The organism is Xanthomonas sp. Leaf148 (assembly GCF_001423585.1).
Taxonomy (GTDB): Bacteria; Pseudomonadota; Gammaproteobacteria; order Xanthomonadales; family Xanthomonadaceae; genus Xanthomonas.
Genome location: NZ_LMOP01000009.1, coordinates 38,097 through 61,422 on the forward strand (window position 1 = coordinate 38,097; position 23,326 = coordinate 61,422).

Annotated in this window: 11 protein-coding genes, 1 other RNA gene and 1 pseudogene; 5 read left to right on the forward strand and 8 right to left on the reverse strand. The window is 65.2% G+C overall.

Going from position 1 to position 23,326, the window contains the following annotated elements; genetic code table 11:
* Positions 1 to 184 precede the first annotated feature (184 nt).
* Entirely contained in the window at positions 185 to 1,957 is a 1,773-nt protein-coding gene (locus ASF90_RS12550) for an expansin EXLX1 family cellulose-binding protein (RefSeq protein WP_055851380.1), read from the reverse strand.
* Positions 1,958 to 2,521: 564 nt separating this feature from the next.
* Between ASF90_RS12550 and ASF90_RS12555 the strand changes: the two genes are divergently transcribed.
* Positions 2,522 to 3,433 (forward strand): CorA family divalent cation transporter, encoded by a 912-nt coding sequence (locus ASF90_RS12555; protein WP_055850483.1) that lies wholly within the window; start codon positions 2,522 to 2,524, stop codon positions 3,431 to 3,433.
* Positions 3,434 to 3,591: 158 nt separating this feature from the next.
* Here ASF90_RS12555 and ASF90_RS12560 read toward each other — a convergent pair whose 3' ends face one another.
* On the reverse strand, positions 3,592 to 4,287 hold the full coding sequence (locus ASF90_RS12560; protein WP_055850485.1) for an AIM24 family protein: 696 nt from the start codon (positions 4,285 to 4,287) through the stop codon (positions 3,592 to 3,594).
* Positions 4,288 to 4,485: 198 nt separating this feature from the next.
* Between ASF90_RS12560 and ASF90_RS12565 the strand changes: the two genes are divergently transcribed.
* The gene (locus tag ASF90_RS12565) at positions 4,486 to 6,585 is read left to right on the forward strand and encodes an NHL repeat-containing protein (protein ID WP_055850488.1); all 2,100 of its coding nucleotides are present in this window, start codon (positions 4,486 to 4,488) and stop codon (positions 6,583 to 6,585) included.
* Positions 6,586 to 7,089: 504 nt separating this feature from the next.
* Here the strand turns inward: ASF90_RS12565 and treA are convergent.
* On the reverse strand, positions 7,090 to 8,763 hold the full coding sequence (gene treA, locus ASF90_RS12570) for an alpha,alpha-trehalase TreA (protein WP_055850491.1): 1,674 nt from the start codon (positions 8,761 to 8,763) through the stop codon (positions 7,090 to 7,092).
* A 480-nt stretch (positions 8,764 to 9,243) separates the two neighbouring features.
* A pseudogene (locus ASF90_RS24260) lies at positions 9,244 to 9,621 on the reverse strand (DUF72 domain-containing protein); the annotation flags it as partial.
* A 222-nt stretch (positions 9,622 to 9,843) separates the two neighbouring features.
* Here ASF90_RS24260 and ASF90_RS12575 point away from each other — a divergent pair.
* The gene (locus ASF90_RS12575) at positions 9,844 to 10,860 is read left to right on the forward strand and encodes a hypothetical protein (RefSeq protein WP_055850495.1); all 1,017 of its coding nucleotides are present in this window, start codon (positions 9,844 to 9,846) and stop codon (positions 10,858 to 10,860) included.
* A 378-nt stretch (positions 10,861 to 11,238) separates the two neighbouring features.
* Here the strand turns inward: ASF90_RS12575 and ASF90_RS12580 are convergent, their stop codons facing one another.
* Together ASF90_RS12580 and ASF90_RS12585 are read right to left on the reverse strand one after the other, a co-directional pair.
* Complete coding sequence (locus tag ASF90_RS12580) at positions 11,239 to 12,156, reverse strand: GAF domain-containing protein (protein WP_055850497.1); 918 nt, start codon at positions 12,154 to 12,156, stop codon at positions 11,239 to 11,241.
* A 781-nt stretch (positions 12,157 to 12,937) separates the two neighbouring features.
* Positions 12,938 to 15,817, reverse strand: coding sequence for a pitrilysin family protein (locus ASF90_RS12585; RefSeq protein WP_055850500.1), 2,880 nt, complete (start codon positions 15,815 to 15,817; stop codon positions 12,938 to 12,940).
* Positions 15,818 to 16,332: 515 nt separating this feature from the next.
* On the opposite strand from ASF90_RS12585, the gene ASF90_RS22305 reads away from it, so the two are divergent.
* Positions 16,333 to 16,408, forward strand: a non-coding RNA gene (locus ASF90_RS22305) — sX9 sRNA.
* Positions 16,409 to 16,415: 7 nt separating this feature from the next.
* Complete coding sequence (locus tag ASF90_RS12590; protein ID WP_082473534.1) at positions 16,416 to 19,115, forward strand: PAS domain S-box protein; 2,700 nt, start codon at positions 16,416 to 16,418, stop codon at positions 19,113 to 19,115.
* Between the two features lie 186 nt (positions 19,116 to 19,301).
* On the opposite strand, the gene ASF90_RS12595 is transcribed toward ASF90_RS12590, so the two are convergent.
* Positions 19,302 to 21,434: a methyl-accepting chemotaxis protein gene (locus tag ASF90_RS12595; RefSeq protein ID WP_193552581.1), complete on the reverse strand. Its 2,133-nt coding sequence runs from the start codon at positions 21,432 to 21,434 to the stop codon at positions 19,302 to 19,304.
* A 359-nt stretch (positions 21,435 to 21,793) separates the two neighbouring features.
* Entirely contained in the window at positions 21,794 to 23,239 is a 1,446-nt protein-coding gene (locus ASF90_RS12600) for a glycoside hydrolase family 5 protein (RefSeq protein ID WP_055850508.1), read from the reverse strand.
* Positions 23,240 to 23,326 lie beyond the last annotated feature (87 nt).

Sequence of the window (23,326 nt, forward strand, 5' to 3'; positions counted from 1 at the left end):
GTTTGCGAGCCAGCGGCGCAAGCAGGGGCCCCTCGCCTCGGCTGGAGAGGGGCTTCGATCGCTTCGCCGCATGTAGGTTGTGCTGCGGAGCTATGGTGAGTCACGCATTTGCACGCGACCATTAAGCGCGCAGCACGTCAGCCACCCATTACGTCACTACATGTCCCAACTCCGGACTCCCCACTCACGGAAACTGCACACTGCCAGGCTTGAAATATGCCGGGTGACTGCCGTCTTCGTAGAGCGCGGGAATCGTGTCGAGGATCGCCTTGCCGCGGATATCGGTGATGCGGATGGACAGCTGCTGATTACCCAGTTGTTCGCCGAGGAAATGGTTGTAATCCATCTTCTGCAGGCTCTTCCAGGTGCTGCCCTGTTTCACTTCGAACTTGACCACCGGGTAGGCGTGGTTGCGTACCTGGATCGCCGCCCACCAGCGTGAGCTGCCTTCTTTGATGCGGTACTGCACATTGCCGGTGACCGGGGCGCGCACCATCTTCCAGCTGATCGGAATGCGCCCGTCCACCATGTTGCCGATCGCTGCAAAGGCGTTGTGCGACAGGTCCAGACCACCGGAAGCGCCTTCCGGATACAGGTCGGTGACATATACGGTGGTCTTGCCCTTGGGACCGGTCACTTCCAGATAGGCGCCGGCCATCGCTGCTTTGACGCCGCCGAAGTTCAGCTGCGTCGGGTTGAGTGCGGTGATGAACGCGGTGCTCGGGATCGGATCCAGCAGCAGCGCACCGCCGGAGTAGCCGGAACCGGTATACGTCGCGGTGCCGGTGAAGGTGCTGTCCCACGTCGTGGCCTTGCTGACATTCTTTGCGCCAGCACGCGGTGCCGATGCAGTTACCGACGCTGCAGGTGCGATGCCCCAGGCCTGATGCAACACCTGCAGCTTGTCTGCACGCGGACTGCCATCTCGCGCCAGCAGGCCGCCATTGTTGGCATTGCCCACCTCCCAGCTGCCGAGAAACGCACTGCGCAATCCGCTGTTGGCAAGATAGGCGCTGAGCGCGGTTTGCCATGCCGGGTCGCGTGGATCGCCATCGCCCAGACCCCCGCCGATGCTGACCGGAACCACGGCGTGGTTGCGCGCAAATTGCCCGAAGTCGCGCTGCCACGTGGCAGGCAACGCCTGTGCAAAATCCGGTGCGGCAAACGCAGTGGCCGCATCGCGATCCGGGCCGGCCAGCTTGGGCATCAACACCAGGTGTCGCGATGCGATGCGCAGCGGCGCGCAGGCCAGCGGCTGCAGATTGCTGCCAGCGGCCTTGCGTGCGGAATCGCTGCACAGTGCATTGCTGCCGACACCTTCCACGCCCACCACCCAGCGCGGCGCCTGCGCCAGCACGGCGGTTGCTGCGCGCGCTGCAACACGATTCCAGTCCGCCTCTGCGGCGTTTCCGGCCCAGTTGGCATTGCGATACCCGCTACTGCCAAGATCGATGCCGATAACACCCGCGGTGTCGCGGTAGTCACGTGCCAGCCTGGTCAGGCCGCGCATCCATGCCTGCTGTTGCGTGCCCAGCTGCGGTGCACTGTCATCGCAGCGGCCATCGGCAAACGCAAACATCACCTGCATGCCGCGCTGGGATGCGGCGCGCACCACCGCATCGAGCAGCTGCGATGCAGTCAAACCGCGCAATGCCGGGTCGCCGGCAACGTCTGCAGCCGCCACTGGCGTGGGCTGTAGCGCCGCCGCGCAGATTGGCAGGCGCACGGCGTTGATGTCGGCGGCCTGCATCTGATCCAGTACCTGGGCCAGCGTGCTGTCGCGCAAACCGGCAGCTGCCAGCGCAGTGCGGTCAAAACCGGGCCAGGTCACCCCGCGAATCTGCAGCGTCTGGCCTTGCGCATCGACAAGTCGGCCCTGCGGATCGACCTGCACGGCCAGCGCGGTCACGGGAGCCAGCAATGCGAGTGCGAGCAATAGATGGGTGCGAGTTTGCATGAAAGTCTCCTGGGTGACGGCTGCGCAGGAGATCAGCAATTGCCACGCCCGGTCCGTGCGCGCAGTCAAGGAAGCGGACGGGAGTATGTATGCCACCGTGAGCAGACGGTCGCACTGGAATGGGGATCGCTGTTTGTGCGAGATGCCGCACCAATGTCATCTGGCTCGGCATGGTCGTACCGGATGGCCGGCGTATGACCGGCTGCTGGTGATTGCATGACAGCCACACGCTGTAATGCTGGATGACAGTCGGTGAACCTGTGGGCCGGCAGCGTAGTGCAGCGGCGGCGCATGGCAATGCCACTGACGCCGAAGGTTTCGGCGCTCGCATCGAAGCACGCCTACGGCACATGCAACAGGCCGTGCACCGCGCGCAGGCAGCGAATCTGGTTGGCTCGCTCGATCTGTGCCGCAAAGCAGGCTTCGCAATGCGATTCCATTGCTTGAGTGGCTGCACGTCGCCGCGATGAAGGCCACTGTCAGCTGAGCGTGCCGGTGCGTTGGCGTTGACGCCGATGAGGCGGGGCCGGATGCTCGCCGCCATCCACTGCCACGGCCTGCCGCATGATCACGACCCACCCGATTGCCGGAACCCACCACGCACAAGGTTACTGGGTCGACCTGTGCCAGCCCAGTCCGCAAGAGTTGGCCGACGCCGCCAAGCAGGTAGGGTTTGCGCTGCCCGACCGTGCGGCTATCGGCGAGATCGAATTCAGCAGCCGGGTGCGCCGCCAGGGCGATGTGCTGTTTCTCAATGTGCCGCGTTTCCAGGACGACGATGGCCCGACCGCACCGCTAGGGTTTGCGCTGTCGCCGAGCATGCTGGTGACCCAGCGCGAGCAGCGCATCGGCTCGCTGGACGCGTTGGTCGCGCGGTTGGAGCACGAGCCCTGCCACAGTTCCGACGACTTGCTGCTGCGCATGTTCGATCAATTGGTCGGGCGCCTGGCAGACCGCCTGGAAGCGCTCGAAGCCCAGGTCACCGAGACCACGCGGCAGGTGTTCGACAACCCGCACACCACCAAGGATCTGGAACGCATGCTGCACCAGGTGGGTGGCATGGGCCGCCAGCTGGGCGGGCTGCACAACGCCGGGCAGGGCATGCTGCGTTTGATTACTTATCTGGACGGCGCCGCGCCGGACTGGTTCGCCGCCGATGCGGCCAAGCGCATCGGAATGCTGCACAAGGACCTGACCACCTTGAGCGAATTTCAGCAGCACATGGACGACCGCATCGAATTCCTGCTCGACAGCGTGCTGGGCATGATCAACATGGATCAGAACAACGTGATGAAGGTGATGGCGGTGGCGTCGGTGGTTGGCATTCCGCCTACCGTGCTGGTCGGCATCTGGGGTATGAACTTCGCCTACATGCCCGAGCTCAAGGGGCACGACGCGTATTTCTGGGCGCTGGGCGTCATCGCACTGAGCGTGGTGATTCCGCTGGCATGGTTCCGCAAGCGCGGCTGGGTGTGATGCACACCACTACCTCGTAGGAGCGCACCCGGGCGCGAGGGCAGTGGCGATAGACCCACATCGCGTCCAACTGCGCTTCTACAACACATGCGCCACCAACGCACTGCGCATGCGCATGAAGTGCCAGCCACGCAACCGCGCGGCTGGGCACCATACGATCAGCCCTTGGCCTGGAAACTGGCTTCTTCGTACGGCTGCACCACCACCCAGCCTTCGCCGGCGAAGCGCATCTGCAGGCTTTCGCCCGAGCCGCGACCGAACAGCGTGCCGATCGACACATCGGTCACCAGCTCCGGGGTCAATGTGCCGGACCACGCCACCGTGGCGTTGGGGTCGGTAAACACCGGGCCGCTGGCGGCAGTTACCGGCAGGGTCAGTGGCTCGTAGTGGGAGGTGATCGCCACGATGCCGTGGCCGCTCAGGCGCACGTTGAACAGGCCGCCGGAGAGCATGCCGGCCACTTTGCGCATCATCGTGATCTTGTGCTCGACGCCGGATTCGAACGCCAGCACATCGTTGCCGTTGACGAAGATCGCCTCGCCATTCAAACGCAGCAGCGTGACCAGCTTGCCGAGGTCGGCCAGATACACGCGGCCCTGGCCTTCGGCCTTCATCAGCTGCATGCCTTCGCCGCTGACCGCTTTTTTCAGCAGGTTGCCCAGCCCCTGTTCCAGCAAACCCTCGCGGGTGAACTTGACGTTGCCAGTGCGCGCAACCATGGCGCCGGCCTTGGACCACACCATGCCATCCAGGCGCACTTCCAGCAGATGCGGGTTTTCCAGCTCGAACGGATCGGGGCTGATGTCCTTTTCCTTGGAGTGGGCGAGAAATTCGTTGAGCGTGCGTACGGCCATGGGTCCATCCCTAGTACGTGAAAGAGTGCGCATGATACGCGGCCTGCGTGTCGGCGGCTTCTGCGTGCGCACGCCTGCTGCTTGCGGTTGCCGCAGGTCGACGCAGCGTTGAGTGCGCTGCCTCGGCGCACGCGTGGCGCTGCGCTCCACGTTGCCGAACGCGTTTAAAGTGCGGTTCCTCTCACGCACGCGACTGGCATGGCAACACGACGCAAGCTGTGGATCTGTGCAGTGCTGGTAGCAACCACGACCGCAGTGCTGGCGAGCTGGTGGTGGATGCCGGCGCCAACGGCAGTGCCGCAAGTACAGGGTCCGGCTGCGACGCCGTTGGGTTGGTCGGCACGGCTGCAGTGGGTGTCCGGCAACGGAGTGCGTGGCGCGCAGGATGGCCGCGCGGCCGACGCGCAGTTTGCCGACCCCTATGGTCTTGCGATCGATGCGCACGGCACGCTGTACATCGCCGACGGTGGCGACAACAACCGTGTCCGCACCGTGCTCGCCAACGGCAGCGTGCAGACCCTTGCTGGCGGGCGGGAAGGTTTTGCCGATGGCATCGGCACGGCCGCAGCGTTCAATACGCCCTCGGGGATCGCCTTCGACACGGCCGGCAATCTGTACATCGCCGATACCGGCAATCACGCGATCCGCAAGCGCACGCCGCAAGGCGTGGTGACCACCCTCGCTGGCGACGGCAGTGCAGGATTTCGCGATGGTGCGGCGGCGCAGGCGCGCTTCAATGGGCCGATCGGCGTGGCGGTGGATGCGCAGGGGCGCGTGTATGTCGCCGATACCTACAACGACCGCATTCGCGTCATTGAGCCTGGCGGTCAGGTGCGCACGCTAGCCGGTGGCGCCTTGCCCGGCATGGCCGATGGCGTCGGCGACCAAGCGCGCTTCGATACCCCGACCGATCTCAAGGTGGATGCCCACGGTGTGGTGTGGGTGGCGGACATGCGCAACGATGCGATCCGCCGTATCGACGCCGATGGCAGCGTCAGTACCTTGGTCGGCGGCGATCCTGCCGACCTCAGCCCGCTGTTGTATCGACCGATGACACTCGCCATCACCCACGACGGCGTGCTGTACGTGGGCGATGCAAGCGGTCGCGTGTTGCAGGTGACGCGCGCCGGGCATGTGGTGACGATGAGCGGCGAGAATGTGATGCAACGCCTGTCGCGCCCGGCGGGGATTGTGGTGGATGCGCAGGGCGCGGTGTATGTCAGCGATGCGGGAAGCGCACGCGTGCATCGGCTGGTGCCGGCAACGGCGACGAACGTTGACGACACGCCCGTGGTCGGGCCGGCCGACGCGCAGCCCTTGCCCATCACCCAAGGCCGCTGGCCGTTGCAACCGCAGGCCGGCTGGCACGAGGTGGTCGGCACGCTCGGCGAAGTGCGCGGCAACTACCAGGGACTCAGCCGCGATCATCTGCATGCGGGCCTGGATATCCGCGGCGATGTCGGTCAGACGGTCTTCGCGATTGCCGATGCCAAGGTGTCCAGCCCCAATGCCAGTTGGGGGCTTGAGCAACTGGGCGAAGGCATGGTGCTGGACACAATCGGCTACATCCATCTGCGCGTGGGCCGCACCGCGCAAGGCAAGCCGCTGGACTCGCAACGTCTCCAGTTGGTGAGCGATGTGGACGGCAAGCCCGAACGCATGCGCGTACTGCGCGGCACGCGATTTTGCGCCGGCGATGCGCTGGGTACGCTCAATGGCATGGCGCATGTGCATCTGACCGTGGGCGCCAACGGCTTCGAGCGCAATGCGGTGCAGCTGGGGTTTGTGGGCTACGCAGATCATGTGGCGCCGCGCATCGACAAGGTGAGCCTGCTCGATGCTGCGGGTCAGCCATTACCGGTGACCAACGGCGTGGTGCAGGTGCCGCGCGCGGCGGCGGTGCAGATCGTGGTGGAGGCTTGGGATCAGGTGGATCGCAATCTGCCGCGGCGCCGGCTGGGGCTGTACGCACTGGGCTATCAAGTGCTGGATGCGCAGGGCGTGGCACTGCCGGGCGAGGCCGCGCCGCGCATGACGATCGTGTTCGACCGCATGCCCGCCGATCCGGCTGCGGTACTCACCGCTTATGCGCCCGACAGCGGCATCACCGTGCATGGCAGCGCGGTGACGCGGTTCCGCTATCTGGTCAGCAACACGGTGCGCGATGGCCGTCTCGGCAACGGGCAGTGGCAGGCCGGTGCGTTGGCACCGGGCGACTACACGCTGCGCATTACCGCACGCGATTACAGCGGCAATACAGCGATGACCAATCGGGATCTGCGCGTGCGGGTGGAATGATCTGCATCGATGGCGGCGGTGATCGTCGGCCACGCGGGATGATCTGAGTGCAGTGCAGTGCAGTGCAGTGCAATTCAATTCAATTCAATTCAATTAGATTTAATTCAATGCTTGGCGCTGGTGTCTCGCCCCGCTCTGGTGTCGCCTCGTTGATGCAGTCGCTCTGTGCACGCAGTTGCACCGCTGGCTGCCGGGCGCAGATGTTGCGTTGAACAGCACCCCGTGAAAGATGCGTGGCGCTACTGCGGCCCGCGCCGGACGCATGCCGACAACAGCCGCTGCAAGGTGTCGGCGCTCCGGCAAGCCTGCGTCTGATTGCTGGTTAGCGCCTGGGTATGCGGACTGATGCCGCGTGCAATCGCTGTTTCAAGCGATGTTGCCGCATCAAGGCGAAGAGTAGGCGCGCGTGCAGGCTGGTTGTGACAAGCATCTGCTGGCCTGCTTGCGATCCACAACCCGATAGCGCCGTCATGCCGAGCATTACCCGGCATGACGACGGCACACTCAGCGTGTCGCCGTTTCCGGCTTGCGCACGCGTTTTGCAGGCGTGGCTTTGCTGTCGGTACCCGGATACAGATTCAACAGCATCAAAGTCACGCCATTGGTCCAGCCGAAGCCGTCCTGCAGTGCGTATTCGCCGCCACCGCCGCCAGCCGCAGCAGCGTCCAGGCCGTATTTTTCGACCAGCTTGTGCTCGCGTGCGAACAGCGCCTGCACCTGGGTGAGGAAACGTTCGCCGATGGTGCGCGCCAGCGCGTCTTCGCCGTAGCGACGCAGGCCGTCCACCGCCACCCATTGCAGCGGCGCCCAGCCATTGGGCTCATCCCATTGCTGTCCGGTCTTCACCGCGGTAGTGGCCAGGCCGCCGGGGCGCAGCAGACGCGCGCGCACCACGGTGGCGGTGCGCTTGGCATGCGTGTCCGACGCCAGGCCGGCAAACAGCGGGTACAGCGCGGCGGCAGTGACCTGGTCGCTCAGCGTGCGCGTCTGCCAGTCGTAGTCGGCGTAGTAGCCGGCCGCATTCCACAGATGCGCGTCGATGGCCTGCTTGCGCTGCTGCGCCAGTGCGGCGTAATCCAGCGTGCACTCGGCGCCCGGCTGCGCGCAGGCCTGGGCCAGGGTGCGCTCCAGGTGATACAGCAGGCTGTTGAGATCGATCGGGATAATGGCGGTGGTGCGGATGGTGCGCAGGTTTTGTCCATCGGCCAGCCAGCGGCTGGTGTAATCCCAGCCACTTTCGGCGCCGGCACGCAGGTCACGGTAGACCTCGGCGGCCGGGCGGTCTTTCACTTCGGCGGCGGTGCGGGTGTCGTGCAGCCAGGCTTCCGGGCGCGGCGTGTCGCGCTCGTCCCAATAGCGGTTGAGCACGCTGCCGTCGGCCAGGCGCACCGCATGACGCGCGGCTTCGCCAGGCTTGAGCCCGTCGCTGCCCTGCATCCAGTACGCGTATTCCTTTTGCAGCTGCGGCAAGTACCGCTGATAGACCGCCTCGCCTTCCACGCCGGCCTGCAGTTCCACCATGTAGGAGAAAAACGGCGGCTGGGAGCGGCTGAGATAATAGGTGCGGTTACCGTTGGGGATATGCCCGTAGGTGTCGATCAGGTAGGCGAAGTTGTCCAGCATCTGGCGGCTGAGCGTGGTCTCGCCGCTCTTCACCAGGCCCAGCATGGTGAAGTAGGAATCCCAGTAGTACACCTCGCGGAAGCGGCCGCCCGGCACCACGTACGGGTGCGGCAGCGCCAGCAGGCTGCTGTGCGGCGGCACGTGGTTCTGGCTGCGCACCAGCTTCGGCCACAACAGATCGATGTGCTCGCGCAGCGCGGTGTCCTGGCGGATGGCGTCGGTCTGCACCGGCGGCGACTCTTCGAAATTGGCATCCACGAACTTGCGCAGATCAAAGCCCGGGTGATCGTGCTGCGCCAGATAGTCGGCGTTGATCAGGGCCGGGTCGCGCAGCGGCAAAAAGTCGACGAAATGTTTCTGGTCGTCGAACAGCTCGCCGCTCTGCACCGCCTGGAACAGTTCCGGGTAGGCCACATCGGGCGTCGGCGGCGTGGACGCAGGCGCGTTGACGACCGGAGTATCCAGCGGCGCGGCAGTCAGCGTGCACGGCGCAACAAACATGCTCAGCGACAGGCCAAGCAGCGACGTGCAACACGGGGGCGCGGCAGAACTCATGGCATCTCCAGAACGGGCAGTGGCGTAGGGCATGGTAAACGACCAAAGTGGCGGGCGGGACTGCGTGAGATGCCGGAACGCCGACAGACTTCGCGCGGTGACAACGGGATTCAGCAAGGTGATCCGGCGCACCGCCGCAACGAGCGCCAATCCATGCGTATCGGCGCGGATCCAGGCAGCTTGAGTGCAGCGATGGTGCACTGAGTTAGGTGCCATCGCTGCAAGAAGCGCGCCAGGGCATGGCAGCGGCCAGCGTTACTGCGCCGGCATCGGGGGCGCCGTCAATGGAGACACTGGGACCATCCGCCGCACCCGTGGTCTGCGTGGCAGTGACCGGGCGCATGTAGGACCTGAGCGGTAGTCACCCTGACGCGCTGGTCTGTGCGGCTGGGTCCGACGTGCCGACATGCAACAAGCATCGGCCGGCGACGACGCCGAAGCGTCGTGGCGGGTGACGCCCGGCATGCAGCGGGCACTGCCTCAGACCCACGCCCCCTGTTCTATCCCCAACAGCGCCTGCAGCCTGCGCGCGTTGGGCACGACCAGGCCGGCGGCGGTATTGTCGAAGATCACCCAGCGTCCGGCTGGCGGCTTCCGCGCAACGTGTGGCGCAGCGCACACCGCATCGTCCAGCGCCTGCAGCGCGCGCTCTTCGTAGCTGCTGCAGTAGACGCGCGGGCTGCCATGCCAGCGCCATCAAGACGGGCCGACGCTCGTGTCCGGTGCTGCTGCCTGGGGTACTTGCGCAGGGTCGGCGGCGCAGCGCGCGATGCGGTGGCGCGTCAGCAGCGCCACCGCGGGTGGCAGGAACAATCTGGCGTGGCGCGGCTCGCAGACCACAGCGCCCTGCCAGCGCCGCCACCCGTGCATCGAAGGTGGCGCTGGGCGGCAATCGCGCACGCCAGCCGGTGAGGCGTTACGTTCAGCCCAGGCATGCGCTCAATGTGAATGGCGGCTGGTCCCTATTGAGCAGACAACGAATTTCAAACGCGCGTAAACGCCGCGCCGGCTAGATTTGCGCGCTCCGGACCGGGGTTGGTGGTGCGGTGCCCGTCTCTTCTCTTATCGGTCTCCCGCATTGTGATTACCCGCAGGAAGGAAGCGCTTGTCCCGCATGTTGCTGCAGCCGCATGCACGGGCGCCATCCTGTTTTTTCTTGCGTGCCTGTTGCTGTACATGCCAGCTCCGCGTCTGACCGTGCAGCAGGATGAAAGCCTGCAGGTGTATTTCCTGCCGCGTCCGCAGGTGACGCCGCCGGCGCCGGTCGAGCCGCCGCCGCAGGAGCAGCCCAAGCGGCAACAGCGCGCCACCGCCGCTTCCGCATCGGCTGCTCGTCGTGCGCCACCGCCCACGCGCACTCCGCCGCCGCAACGCCAGGTCGCTGCCGCCAACGCGCCGGCCGATGCATCGATGGCAGCGCAGCTGTATACCCGCGAAGGCCGTCTGCGCATGCCGCTCGAGACCAAGGTGGACCCGATGGCGCAAGGCGACGCAGTGCCGCCGGGCATGACCGACGCACGGGCGCAGGCCAAGGCGCGCAACGTGATGGAGCGGGTCAACCCGGTGCAGTACCAGGACACGCGCTTTGCCAAGGATTGGAAGAGCGACGGCACGCTGGGCGATGTGGCGATGCAGGAAATGAATCGCGGCATGAAAAAGTTCAACGACATGCTCAACGGGCCGCAGACGCAGGTGGCCAAGGCGCGGCCGCCGCCGGACGTGCGCTTCAATCCTGCATTGGCCGGAAATCAGGCCGAAATGGGCAGCGAAGCCACAGGCGATGCGTACAAGGCTGCGCCGATCGCACACGAAACCTTGCCCGACCTCAAGGGCGAAGCCAGCCGCCGCATCCGCGAGGCATTGGCAACGCTAGAACAACGTAGTGCACGCTGCGACGCGTCCAAGCGTAAATCGTTGCTGTCGCCGGTCCGCACGCATCTGTCCGACCTGGAGCGTGCCGAACACGCGCTCAATAATGGTGCCGACCCGGTATTGGCTGCGCAGCTGTTGCCACGGCAGGCCGACAGCGCCTACGACCTGGCACGCCGCGCGCTGTGGTATGCCGACCGGCAATTGAAGCAGTGCGCGGTGGGGTAGGTGGGGTGTTTGCGGTGCCCCATTCCGCGTTAGAGACCGTCATACGCTTCAAGCCACTTTCCCGCCTGCGGGAGAGCTCATGGTGTCGGGGTAAGGGCACGGTGACAGACCGCCATCTGAGCACAGCGTAGGCATGCGCTGGAAACGCGCCAGGACACCCCTCACCGCTCAAGCCGCGCACCCAACACTGAACTCCACCTTGCAAAGGTGTTGTGCCCATCAGGGTGAGAACAGCTGGCTGGATCGGCCAACGGCTGGCCCCCATCCGCCCTTTGGGCACCTTCCCCCGCAGGCGGGGGAAGGCAGTCCGCCGATCGCTGCCGTGAAGCCCCTCTCCCGGCGGGAGAGGGGTGAGGGTACGGGCAGCGAAGCAGCGGCCTAGGCCAGACTCTGCCGGTAGCGATCCTTCTCTGCGCTCAGCGCAATTTCCGCGCGTAAAAAGACCTGGCCGATCGGTTCGTCGGCGCGGGTGGCCTGTGCTTCGCCGAGTAACACGGTCAGGCCCAGCGCATGTTGCAACTGCGCGACGTCGCGCAGGTGTTGCAACGTGCGTTCGGCATCGGGGTCGCGCAGGACGGCGATGAATTCCGCGCTGTCGGTGACCCGGTCGATGCTGTTGCCCGGCCCCTGCACCAGTGCGGCAAACGCCTGGTCGAGCTGTTGCAAGGTACGGCCGAGCAGCCGCTCGCTCTGGCGTTCTGCCAAGGCGGCCAGTTCCTGCACTTCCAGGATCACCAGCCGGTACGGAGTCTGGGTATCCGCGGCAGCGGCCGGCTGCAGGATGGCGGTGCGTTCTTGTTGCAGTGCTTCCTGACGCCCATCCAGCAGGTTCATGGTGACGCGAGCCAGCGCCTGCAAACCGGTGCGCTGGAGTTCGTTGAGCGAGCGCGGTTCGGTATCGAGCACGCACACAGTACCTAGCGCCACGCCTTCGGTCGTCACCAACGGCATGCCTGCGTAGAAGCGTGCGCCGGTGTCGCCGGTGACCACGGAAATATCGCGGAAACGCGGGTCCTGGGTCAGGTCCGGCACTTCCATCAGGTGGCCGGGGTCGCGGATGGCGTGGTCGCAAACGGCCTGGCTGCGGTCGGTCTGTTGCAACCCCAGGCCAAGTTGCGCCTTGAACCATTGGCGGTCGCGGTCTACCAACGACATCAGCGCGATAGGCGTATCGCAGAGCGATGCGGCCACCTGCACGATGTCCTGATACGTATCTTCGGGCAGGCTGTCGACGATGCGGTAACCATCGAGGACCTGCTGGCGGGAGGCTTCATCTGCCGTCGGCATCTCTTTCATCGGATCAGCCAAGCACCTGTCGAGGAGAGGGTCCAACCTTACCGGAATGGCCGATAACATGGCGTCGATATGAGAGTTGCCGCCGCCGGAAATTGACGTGCTGACGTGACGCGCGGGCTGCGGGCTGTTGATCAGGCCTAGCGAACTGTGTTGCCATCTGCCGATGGTTCAGTTGTTGCTGCGGCCAACCGTCAATCAACGATCAATCGACCAATCAAACAACCGGCCAGCCGTTGCGGTTTAGCGCGAACAACGGACCGAGCCGACTGCAAACCGTGGGCCGACCAATCAATCGGCCATGCGAACAGCCGGGCAATCGAATAACCGGATAACCAACATTCGATCTTCGGCTTTCGGCCAATCGGCGAGTTCACAGCCGGTCAACCAAACGCTCGACCACTCGAGCCGGCGGTCAGTCCGCAACGTGCATTCGGTCAACCAAGCGGTCAACTTGCCGACCGACCGACCGACCGACCGACCGACCGACCGACCGATCAATCAATCAATCAATCAATCGACCGGAGTACCGACCAAGCAAACGAACAACCGACCAATCGAACAATCGATCGGCGCATCACCCAAACCACCGCACACCCAGCAACGCGCAGCTACCCTGCACCCACCTGCCTGCGCATCGCAAGCAGGTGGGTGCAGGGCAGCCGTGAAAACTCAGCACTTGACCGGCTTGCCGTCGGTATCGAGCACGTGCATCTCGCCCAGCTTGCCCGCACCCACCCGCCTGCGCATCGCAAGCGGGTGGGTGCAGGGCATTAGCGAAAACTCAGCGCTTGACCGGCTTGCCGTCGGCGTCCAGCACCTGCACTTCGCCGAGCTTGAGCGCGCGCACCGGGGCTTCGATCTTCTTCAGGTCGCCCACGATCACCCAGGTCATCGCGTCGGGCTTGATGATCTGCGCGATGGCCTTCTGCGCGGCCGGCTGGTCGATCGCTTCCAGGCGCGGCTTGAGCGTCTGCACGTAGTCGTCGGGGCGGTCGAACTGCACGATACCTTCGATCGCGCCGAGCACGGCGGTGGTGGTTTCGTAGCTGCCGGGCAGGGCGCGGATGCTCTGGTTCTTGATCTTTTCGATCTCCTCGCCGGTCAACGGCTTGTCGCCGACGATGGCCCGGGCTTCCTTGAGGATTTCGTTGGCCGACTCGGCGGTCTTGTCGGTCTGCACCGGTGCTGAGAACAGATACGGCCGCTGGCCCTGCGCATCCATCAGACGAGTGCCGGCACCGTAGGCCCAGCGCTTGTTCTCGCGCAGGTTCATGTTCAACCGCGAGGTGAAGGTGCCGCCGAACGCATCGTCAGCCACGCCAATGGCCAGGTTGTCCTGGGTCTTGGTCGACGGTGCCAGCAGGCCGGCCAGGATCACCGACTGCGGGGCATCCGGCCGGTTGATCAGGTACACACGCGGCTTGGGCTGCACGGCCACGTCGACCAGGTTCTTCTTCGGTAGCGGGCTGGCCGGGGCCTTCCAATCGCCAAATGCGGCATCCAGCTGCGGGATGATCTGCGCCAGCGTAGTGTCGCCGGCGACCAGAATGCGCAGGTTGTCCGGGCGCAGCCACTGGCCGTGGAAGGCCTGCAGGTCCTTGGCATTGAGGCTCTTGATCGCCGCTTCGGTGCCGCTGCCGGTGAGCGGAATGCCGTACGGATGCTTGTCGCCGTACAGCAGCGGCGGCAGCGCACGCAGGCCCAGGCTGGTGGGCTTGGTCTTTTCCTGCGCAATGCCGGCCAGCCACTGGCCACGGATGCGTTCGATGTCCGACGGTTTGAATGCCGGGTTGCGCACGATGTCGGAGAACAATTGCAGCGACGGCTGCAGCTGGTCGTTGAGCGCATTGAGCGAGGCGCTGCAGCTATCCAGATCGCAGCCGACGCCGGTGATCGCGCCCAGGCGCTGCTTGCGCTGCGCCACTTCCACCGAATCCAGCGACGCGGTGCTCTCGTTCATCAGGGCGGCGCTGAAGCTGGCGGTGCCGAGCTTCTTGCCCTGGTCGGCGGCGTAACCGGCGTCGAACAGCAACTCGACCTGGGTGACCGGGATGGTGTGGCGCTCGGCCAGTACCACTTCGATGCCGTTCTTCAACTTGCCGCGCTGCAGTTTGGGGAAGCTCAGGTCAGGGAACTGAGTGGTCTTGGGCACGCCGGTGCTGCGGTCCACGGTGGAAGCGGTGACCTTGTACTTGCCGGCGGCGGGCAGCTTGGGCGCCGGCTTGCCCGGTTCGGCGGCGCGCGCGACCACCGCCTTGTCTTCGGCAGCCGGGTCGAAGTCCTTGCTCGCCGGCAACACGGTGAGCAGATAGTCGCCCTTGCCGAACCAGGTGGCGGAGGCCTGCTTGACGCTGTCCACGGTGGCAGCCTGGCCGCGCTGCAGATCTTTTTTGTAGGCACCCGGGTCGCCGCGATAGACCTGGCCCTCGGCCAGGAGCACGGCCTTGCCGGTGAAGCCACCGACCTTTTCCAGCCCGCGCACGAAGCCGGCACGGTAGGCCACCTGCGCGCGCTGCAATTCGTCGGCAGTCGGGCCTTGTGCGATGAATTTCTTGAGTTCTTCGTCGATCACCGCCTCGACCTTGGCCGGGTCCACGCCGTCTTTGACGTCGGCCTGGATCTGCATCTGGCTGGACAGCGCAAACGGCTGCACCGAGGCGGACACGTCATCGACCAACTTGTCCTGATAGACCAGGCGTTGATACAGCCGCGAGGTCTTGCCGCCGCCCAGCACGGTGGTGGCCAGATCCAGCTGGATCATGTCGTCGGTGCCCAGTTGCGGCGCGGCCCAGGTGCGGTAGATGCGCGGCTGCGAGACATGGTCGTGCTGCACGCCGCGCTTCTGCGCGGCCAGCGGTGTGACCCACGGCTGCTGACGCGCCACCGGCTTGCCGGACGGGATATCGCCGAAGTACTGCAGTGCCTTGGCGCGCGCCTGCGCCACGGTGATGTCGCCGGCCAGCACCAGGGTGGTGTTGGCGGCGCCGTAGTTGTCGTTGAACCACTGTTTGACGTCGCCCAGCGAGGCCGCGTCCAGATCTTCCATCGAGCCGATGGTGTCGTGCTGGTACGGGTGATTGGCCGGGAACAGATTGGACAGGATGTTCTGGTCCACGCGGCCATAGGGGCGGTTCTCGCCTTGGCGCTTTTCGTTCTGCACCACGCCGCGCTGGGTGTCGAGTTCCTCCTGGCCGATGGCGCCGAGTAGGTGGCCCATGCGGTCCGATTCCAGCCATAGCGCGGTATCCAGCGCGGTGGTCGGCACGGTTTCGAAGTAGTTGGTGCGGTCGAACCAGGTGGTGCCGTTCATGTCGGTGGTGCCGACCTGTTCCAGCGGTGCAAAGAAGCTGCCCTTGTTGTTTTCCGAGCCGGAGAACATCAGATGCTCGAACAGATGCGCAAAGCCGGTCTTGCCGGCCGGCTCGTCGCCGGAACCGATGTGGTACCAGATGCTCACCGCCACCACCGGCGCCTTGTGGTCTTCATGCACCACCACGGTCAGGCCATTGGGCAGGGTGAAGCGGGTGTAGGCGATGTCCGGAATGGCGCTGCTGTCCGCGGTCTTGGACAGGCTGGCCGGGGCGGCGGCGACAGCGGGGGCAACGGTACCGGCGGCGACGCCGAGCACACCGGCGATCAACAGGGACAGCGGACGCAGCATGTGACACTCCAGAGCAGGACAATCGACCGAGGGTAGTGGCTGCTTGGCGAGGCCGCAAATGCTGTTCGGCATGGGGGTGGTGGGCAGCGCTGGCGGGCTGCCGGGAAGGCGGGCATGGCGACGGCATGCCATGTTGAGTTGAATGGGTGGCGTGAGATCGGGCGCGTGCAGGCCGCAGCGGGCAGCCGTCTGGCTCGGGGGTCGGGCAACGCTGGCATCACAGGTGCCACGGACAGCAAGGCCGCACGGTGAGTGGCTCGCCTGGGCCGTGTTGGCTTAGCGCTACCGGCACGCGGAAACCACGGGATCCGGCGTAGGCGCCACGACGGCTGGCGACCGAGCCCCGCCACGCGCCCGCACGTAAACCCACGACGCACGGCTGCAGCGGCCAGGTGCACACGCCAGCTTGGTCGTTTCGCCACTGCGGCTCTCTCCCACAGACCGCCAAGGGTTTGGAGCAGCTAACAAGGCGATTGTGCAGCCGCCAGGCGCGTGCGGCCGGTGCGCGGTGCGGCATGTACCACTCGGACACGTCGGCTCCTCCGTGCCGTCCATAACCACCTGACGACTGCTCGTTACGTTTTGTTAGCCACTCTTAATCGGCCGCAAGCGCGCCCGGCTGGGTGCACTCAAGTTGATCCTCGCCTCGCCGTTACCTGGTGCGACCTACCTTGCCCACACGCCGCCCGCCCATCACGCCATGACCGTCCTGTTGCCGCCCGTGCCGATTCCCGCCAACGACGCCTTGCGCGTGGACGCGGTCCGCCGGCTGGGGGTGCTGGACACCGAGGCCGAGGCCGAGTTCGACGATATCGCCTGGCTGGCGGCGCATGTCAGCGGCGCCCCGATGGCACTGGTGTCGCTGCTGGATGCCGACCGGCAATGGTTCAAGGCGCGCTGCGGCACCGACCTGGAGGGCACGCCGCGTAGCGTGTCGTTCTGCTCCTACGCGGTGATGGGCACCGAGTTGATGGAGGTCCCCGACGCCGAGGCCGACCCACGCTTCGTCAACAACCCGTTGGTGACCGCCGCACCCGGTGTGCGCTCCTATGTCGGGGTGCCGCTGATCGGTCGCGAAGGCTATGCCTACGGCACCCTGTGCACGCTCAGCACCAAATCGCGCGTGCTCGACGAACATCAGAAACAGGCGCTGATCCGTCTCGCGCGGCAGGCGGTCAGCCAGCTGGAAGCGCGCCGCGATCGGCGCGATGCGCAGGCGCAGCGGCAGACGTTGAGCATGTTGCTGGAAGCCATGCCCGACGGCGTGGTGGCCTGCGGCACCGACGGCCTGCTGCGCGAGTTCAACAACGCCGCTAGGCAATGGCATGGCACCGACCTCCGCGTGCTGCCACCGGCGCAATGGGCGCAGCATTTCGATCTGTACAGCGCAGACGGCAACGCTCTGCTGCCCACCGAGGCCATTCCGCTGCTGCGTGCCTGGCGCGGCGAGCACGTGCGCAATGCCGAACTGGTGATCCGTGCCAACGGTCAGCCTCCGCGCAGCGTGCTATGCAATGCAGACCCGGTGGTCGGCGACAAGGGCACTGCGTTGGGCGCGGTGTGCGTGATGCACGACATCACCCAGCTCCGGGGTGCGTCGGCGGCCTTGTCTGCCGAGCGCGCGCGGCTGCAGGCGCTGGTGGATGCCTCGCAGGACGTGGCAATCATCGCCTTCGACCCGCAGGGGCGCATCGAGCTGTTCAATCCCGGTGCCGAACAACTGCTGGGCTACGCGGCCGACGAAGTGCTGGGCAGCTGCCCGTCGCGGTTCCATCTGCAGGCCGAGCTGGAGCGCCACATGGCCACATTGGCGTTGTCGCCGCCGGCATATGTGGAACTGGCTGCGGCCGCTGCCGGCAATGTGCTGACCGAAGAACTGTGGACGCTGGTGCGCAAGGACGGCGAGCTGCGCCGAGTGCGGCTGTGCTTCAACGTCATCCACGATGCGCAGCAAGGCCTGGCCGGGTATCTGGCCATGGCCATCGACGTCACTGCGGAGCTGCAGGCGCAGGCTGCCGCGCAGCTGGCCGCCGAACGCTTCACCGGCGCCTTCGAAACCGCGCCGCAGGGTATGGCCATCGTCTCGCTGGAGGGCGCCTGGCGCGACGTCAATCCGTCCTTGTGCGGCATCCTCGGTTACCCGCGCGAGCAATTGCTGCGTACGACCTTCCAGCAGATCACCCACCCGGACGATCTGGAAATGGACCTGCAACTGGTGCAGGAACTCATCGCCGGCAAGCGCGATAGCTACAGCCTGGCCAAGCGTTACATCAGCCAGCAAGGCGCGGTGATCTGGGCGCAGTTGTCGGTGTCGCTGGTGCGCGACGGCAGCGGTGCGCCGGTGCATTTTGTCTCGCAGATCCAGGACGTCACCGAGCGCCATGTCGCTGCCGAACGTCTGGCAGAAAGCGAAGCGCGGCTACGCGCGATCAGCGATGCCACCCCGGCGCTGGTCAGCCAGTTCGATGCCAGCCAACGCTGCCTGTTCGCCAACGAAGCGCACCGCGATTGGCTGGGCGTGGAGCCGGCCAGCCTGGTCGGCGCGCCGATCACGCATCTGCTGGGCGCGTCGCTCAGCGCGACCGCACGCACCGCATTGGCGCAGGTGGCCGACGGGCAACGCGCCAGTTTCGAGCATGTGTTGCATGTGGGTGGCAGCGCACGCGATGTGGAGATCACCCTGGTGCCGGAAACTCGACGCATGCTGGACGGTGCACAAGGGTTTTTCCTGATGGCGCAGGACGTCACCGCGCACAAAACATTGCACCGCCTGATGCACGAGCGTGCCACCCGCGATGCGTTGACTGGCCTGCCCAACCGCCATGCCTGGACCGAGGCATTGCAGACCGCCGTGCTGCAGGCGCATCGGTTGCAGCGCGCGGTGGCGGTAATGTTTCTGGATCTGGATGGCTTCAAACGCATCAACGACACCTATGGCCACCGCGCCGGCGACGCAGTGCTGGTGGAATTCGGCCATTGTCTGCAGCGCGCGGTGGAAGGCCGTTACCTGGTGGCGCGTCTGGCCGGCGACGAATTCGTGGTGTTGCTGGACAATCTGCAGACGCCCGACGCCGACTGCGCCCGGGTTGCCGAGCGCATCCGCCATGCGGCGTCCGCTGGTGCCTTGTTTGGCGAGCAGCGGCTACCGATCCAACCCAGCATCGGCATCGCCTGGCAGCACGGCGACCAGGTCGAGGCGGCAAGCCTGATGCATGCCGCAGACAAAGCGATGTATGCCGCAAAGAATGCGCGCTTCAGCAAGGACGCAGCGATGAACGGCCGCGAGGCTGCGCGTTGAGGAAAGCGGTAACGGCGATTCCTTTATCGGCCGATGGGGCACCCTCACCCCAACCCCTCTCTCGGTGGGAGAGGGGCTTGAACAGCGAAGCGTGTTGCGCTGTTCCTTCTCCCCTCGGGGGAAGGTGCCCGAAGGGCGGATGAGGGGGCGTTGCGCGAAGCGCACCCGCACACGCTATTCCGCTTGCTACGCCGCTTGCCCGACGCCGTGGCGCTGCATCGACGCAGACTGCGCCGGTGCCAGTTGGAACATGGCCACTGCGCGCGTCAGATCCGCTGCCTGATCTTCCAGGCTGCGCGCCGCCGCAGTGGCTTCTTCCACCAGCGCCGCGTTCTGCTGGGTCATCTCATCCAGCTGCATCACCGTGGTGCTGACCTGTTCGATCCCGGCGCTCTGCTCGGTGCTGGCGGCGGTAATCTCGGCCATGATCTCGGTCACGCGCTTCACCGAACTGACCACCTCGGTCATGGTGCTGCCGGCCTGCTGCACCAGCGCCGAGCCTTGTTCCACCTTTTCCACCGAGTCGGAAATCAGCTGTTTGATTTCCTTGGCCGCACCGGCCGAGCGCTGCGCCAAGGCACGGACCTCGGTTGCGACCACCGCAAAGCCGCGGCCTTGTTCACCGGCGCGCGCCGCTTCCACTGCCGCATTCAAGGCCAGGATATTGGTCTGGAAGGCGATGCCATCGATGACGCCGATGATGTCGGAAATGCGTGCTGACGATTGCGTGATCGCCTGCATGGTGGTGACCACTTGCTGCACCACGCGGCCGCCGCTTTCGGCGACATCGCCGGTGCCTTTGACCAGTTGATTGGCCTGGCGCGCGTTATCTGCATTCTGGCGCACGGTGGAGGTCAATTCTTCCATCGATGCGGCGGTTTCTTCCAGGTTTGCGGCCTGATGTTCGGTACGCGTAGACAGGTCGGTGTTGCCGCTGGCGATTTCACCGGCCGCGGTATTGATCATCTCGGCCGAATGCTGGATGCCCTGCACGATGCTGGTCAGCTGGATCGCGGTGCGGTTGGCGGCATTTGCCAAGCGGCCAAAAGCACCTTCGTAATGCGATTCCACCCGCTGCGACAGATCGCCATCGGCGATGGCGGCCATGATGCGGCCCACATCGTCCAGACCGGCATCGGCCTGCTGCATCAGACGGTTCAAGGCCTGCACCATTTCCGCAAACGCAAACTGATAGCGCGCCTGCTCGCCGCGTGCGGAAAAATCGCCACGCGCGGCGGCATCGGCCAGACGCGCGATGTCGCTGTTGATCGCCGACAGGTTGCTCTTCACCGTATCCAGCGCTTCATGCAATGTCGCGCGTTGGCCGGGCAGGCGGCGCATATCGCGGCGCAGATCGCCACGGCCGTATTCGCTCATGACATCCATCGCCTCGTTGATGGCGTCCAGATGTTCGAACACCACCGTGTTCACGCCATGCGCCAGGCTGCCGTAGTCGCCGGGGAAATCCTCCGGGATGCGGTGCGCGATGTTCTCGCCCTGCTGCAGGCGGATCATGGTCTGCATCTCGCCGTTGAAGCGCTGCAGCTGGTTCTGCATCTGCTGCATGCTGTGCATCAACTGCCCGGTTTCATCGCGCGATTCCACCCGGATGTCGTTGTCGAAGCGGCCCGAGGCAATCGCCTCGGCGGTGCGTGAGGCGGCGCGTAACGGTGCGGCCATCGCCGAGGCGATCAACCAGCACAGGCCGATCACCATCGCCACCAGAGCGCCGCCGATCAAGGTCAGCGTCCGCGTAAAGCCCCACGCCTGCACCTGGATGTCTTCGGCGTACACGCCCATCACCAGCACCCAGTTCCAGGCCGGAAACGTCTTGGCATAGCTGATCTTGGGCAGCTGTTCTTTCTTGCCCGGCTTGGGCGCGTCGTAATAGCTGAAGCCATCGCCGCTGTCGATGGCGGTCTTGATATCGCGGTACACGTACTGCCCGGCATCGCTCTTGTAATCGGACATGTCGGTGCCGACCGGGCGCTTGGGATGCATCAGGATGCGCATCTGCGGGTCGACGATGAAAAAGTAATCCACGCCATCGTTGGTGCGCATGTCGGCCAGCGTCGTGCGTGCCGCTTCTTTTGCCTGATCGACGTTGAGCTCGCCGGCTTTGACCTTGTCGGCGTAATGCTGCATCACCGTGAGGCCCATCTCGACCTCGGTCCTGACGCTGAGTTTGCGCGCCTCGACCAGATCCAGATATTGCAGACGCGCTGCGGCAACGGCCAGCAGGATCACGCCCACCGTCAACAGTGTGCACAACAGGACGAACTTGCGGGTCAGCGGGAGATTGGCAACATGGCGACGCAACAGGGAGACAACGGGCATGGCAACAGCATCCAGAACGCGCCGCGCAGGGCGCTATGTCATGGATAACGGCTGATTCACATGCGGGTTGAATACTGATTGCGGCAGCGTCTGCTTATAAAAACCGCAGCGCCCATGCAACGTAGGAGCGCACCTGGGCGCGATGCGGCGTTACCGATAAGGCCTCATCGCGCCCAGGTGCGCTCCTACCAACGGCCTGCTGTCGTTAGACAGATCGCAGGCACGACATGTCGATCAATTTGCTTGGTCGATCAATCGCGGCGTATCGCCATCTCCTGGACATCCAGGCGGACGGTCGCGCGATACGACGGCGGCCACGCAACGCGCGGCCGCCTTTCACATCAGCTTGCTGCGCAGAAGCCGAACTCGGCCGTTGCACCGGCGGCCAGCGTGCGGTTGAAATCCACACCGCTTGCGCGCAGGGTGCTGCCGCTCTGCGACCACACCACATTCCAGGCGTTGTTGACGGTGCCGGTCACCGGCACCGTCACCGACCAGGTACCGCTTCCGGTACCGGTGTTGGTGACCTGCACGCGGTTACATGCGCCGCCGCTCCAGCTGCTGTCCACGATGACCTTGGTGCTGAAGGTGCCGGTGCCCGGGGTCGGCGTGGGCGTAGGAGTCGGAGTGGGTGTTGGAGTGGGCGTGGGCGTCGGGGTAGGCGTGGTGCTGCCCACGGTGCCCCACAAGGTGCGCAGCAGCGTCATCTTGTCCTGGCGCACCGTGGTCCAGTCGTCGCGCAGGATGCCGCCGGTATCGCCGCTGTTGGGGTTCCACGACCAGTAGAAGCCTTCGTTGATGCCCTTGCTGCGCAGGTACTTCACCAGCGCGTCCTGCCACACCTTGTCGCGCGCATCGCCTTCGCCGTACTTGCCGCCGAACTCGCCCAGCAGCAGCGCGTACTTGCCGGCAAACTGGCCGAAATGACGGTCCCAGATAGCCGGCATGTTGTTGGGGAAGTTGCTGTCGTTGAAGTACGACTGCACATAGACGTCCGGGCCGTACACATGCGGTGCCAGCAGCAGACGGTTGGCCGGAATGTTCAACGGGGTACAGGCCAGCGGCTGCAGGTTGCCGCCCCAGTAGATGCCACCGTTGGTCGAGCACACCGGGTTATCGGTGATGCCTTCCACCGCGATGATCCACTTCGGCGCCACTGCCAGCACGGCGGCCGAACCGCGTTCGGCGGCCTTGTTCCAGTCGGTAGCGGCGTTGCCGGTGCCCCAGGTGGCGGCGCCGTGCGGCTCGTTCTTCAGATCCAGGCCGAGCACGTACGGCACGTTCTTGTAGCGGTTGGCCACAAAGCGCAGATCGGCCAGCCACTGCGCTTCGGTGTAGGAGCCGGTGTACCAGAGCTCGGAAATGCCGGCGCAATCGGGGGTGTGGTGATCCAGCAGCACGTACATGCCGCGCGCGTTGAATTCGTTGATCACCTTGTCGAGGATCTGCAGCGAGGTCAGGCCCTGCAGGTCGGCGTTGCGGCTGTAATCGATGCTGCTCGGCATGGTGTCGCTGCGCAGCGTGGCCGGGCAGAACGGCAGGCGCACGGCATTGAAGCCCAGGCCCTGCATCTGATTGATCATCTCTTTCCAGTTGCGCGCCCACAGGCCATGCATGACATGGTTGCCGGTTTCGAAGCCAAACACGTTGACGCCCTTGAGCTGCACCACCTTGCCGCTGTCGTCGACAACCCGGTTGTTGCTGATGGAATAGCTGAACGCCGGGGCGGCGGCCAAGGCCAGCGCGGTGGCCAGTGCGAGCGTACTTGCGGTCCTGAAAATGGACATGGTGATCTCCCTAGATAACCGAACTCGACACCCGAGCGCGGTGAGGGGGGCATCTTGGTCTGCGTCCGCGTCGCGCGGCGTGATCGC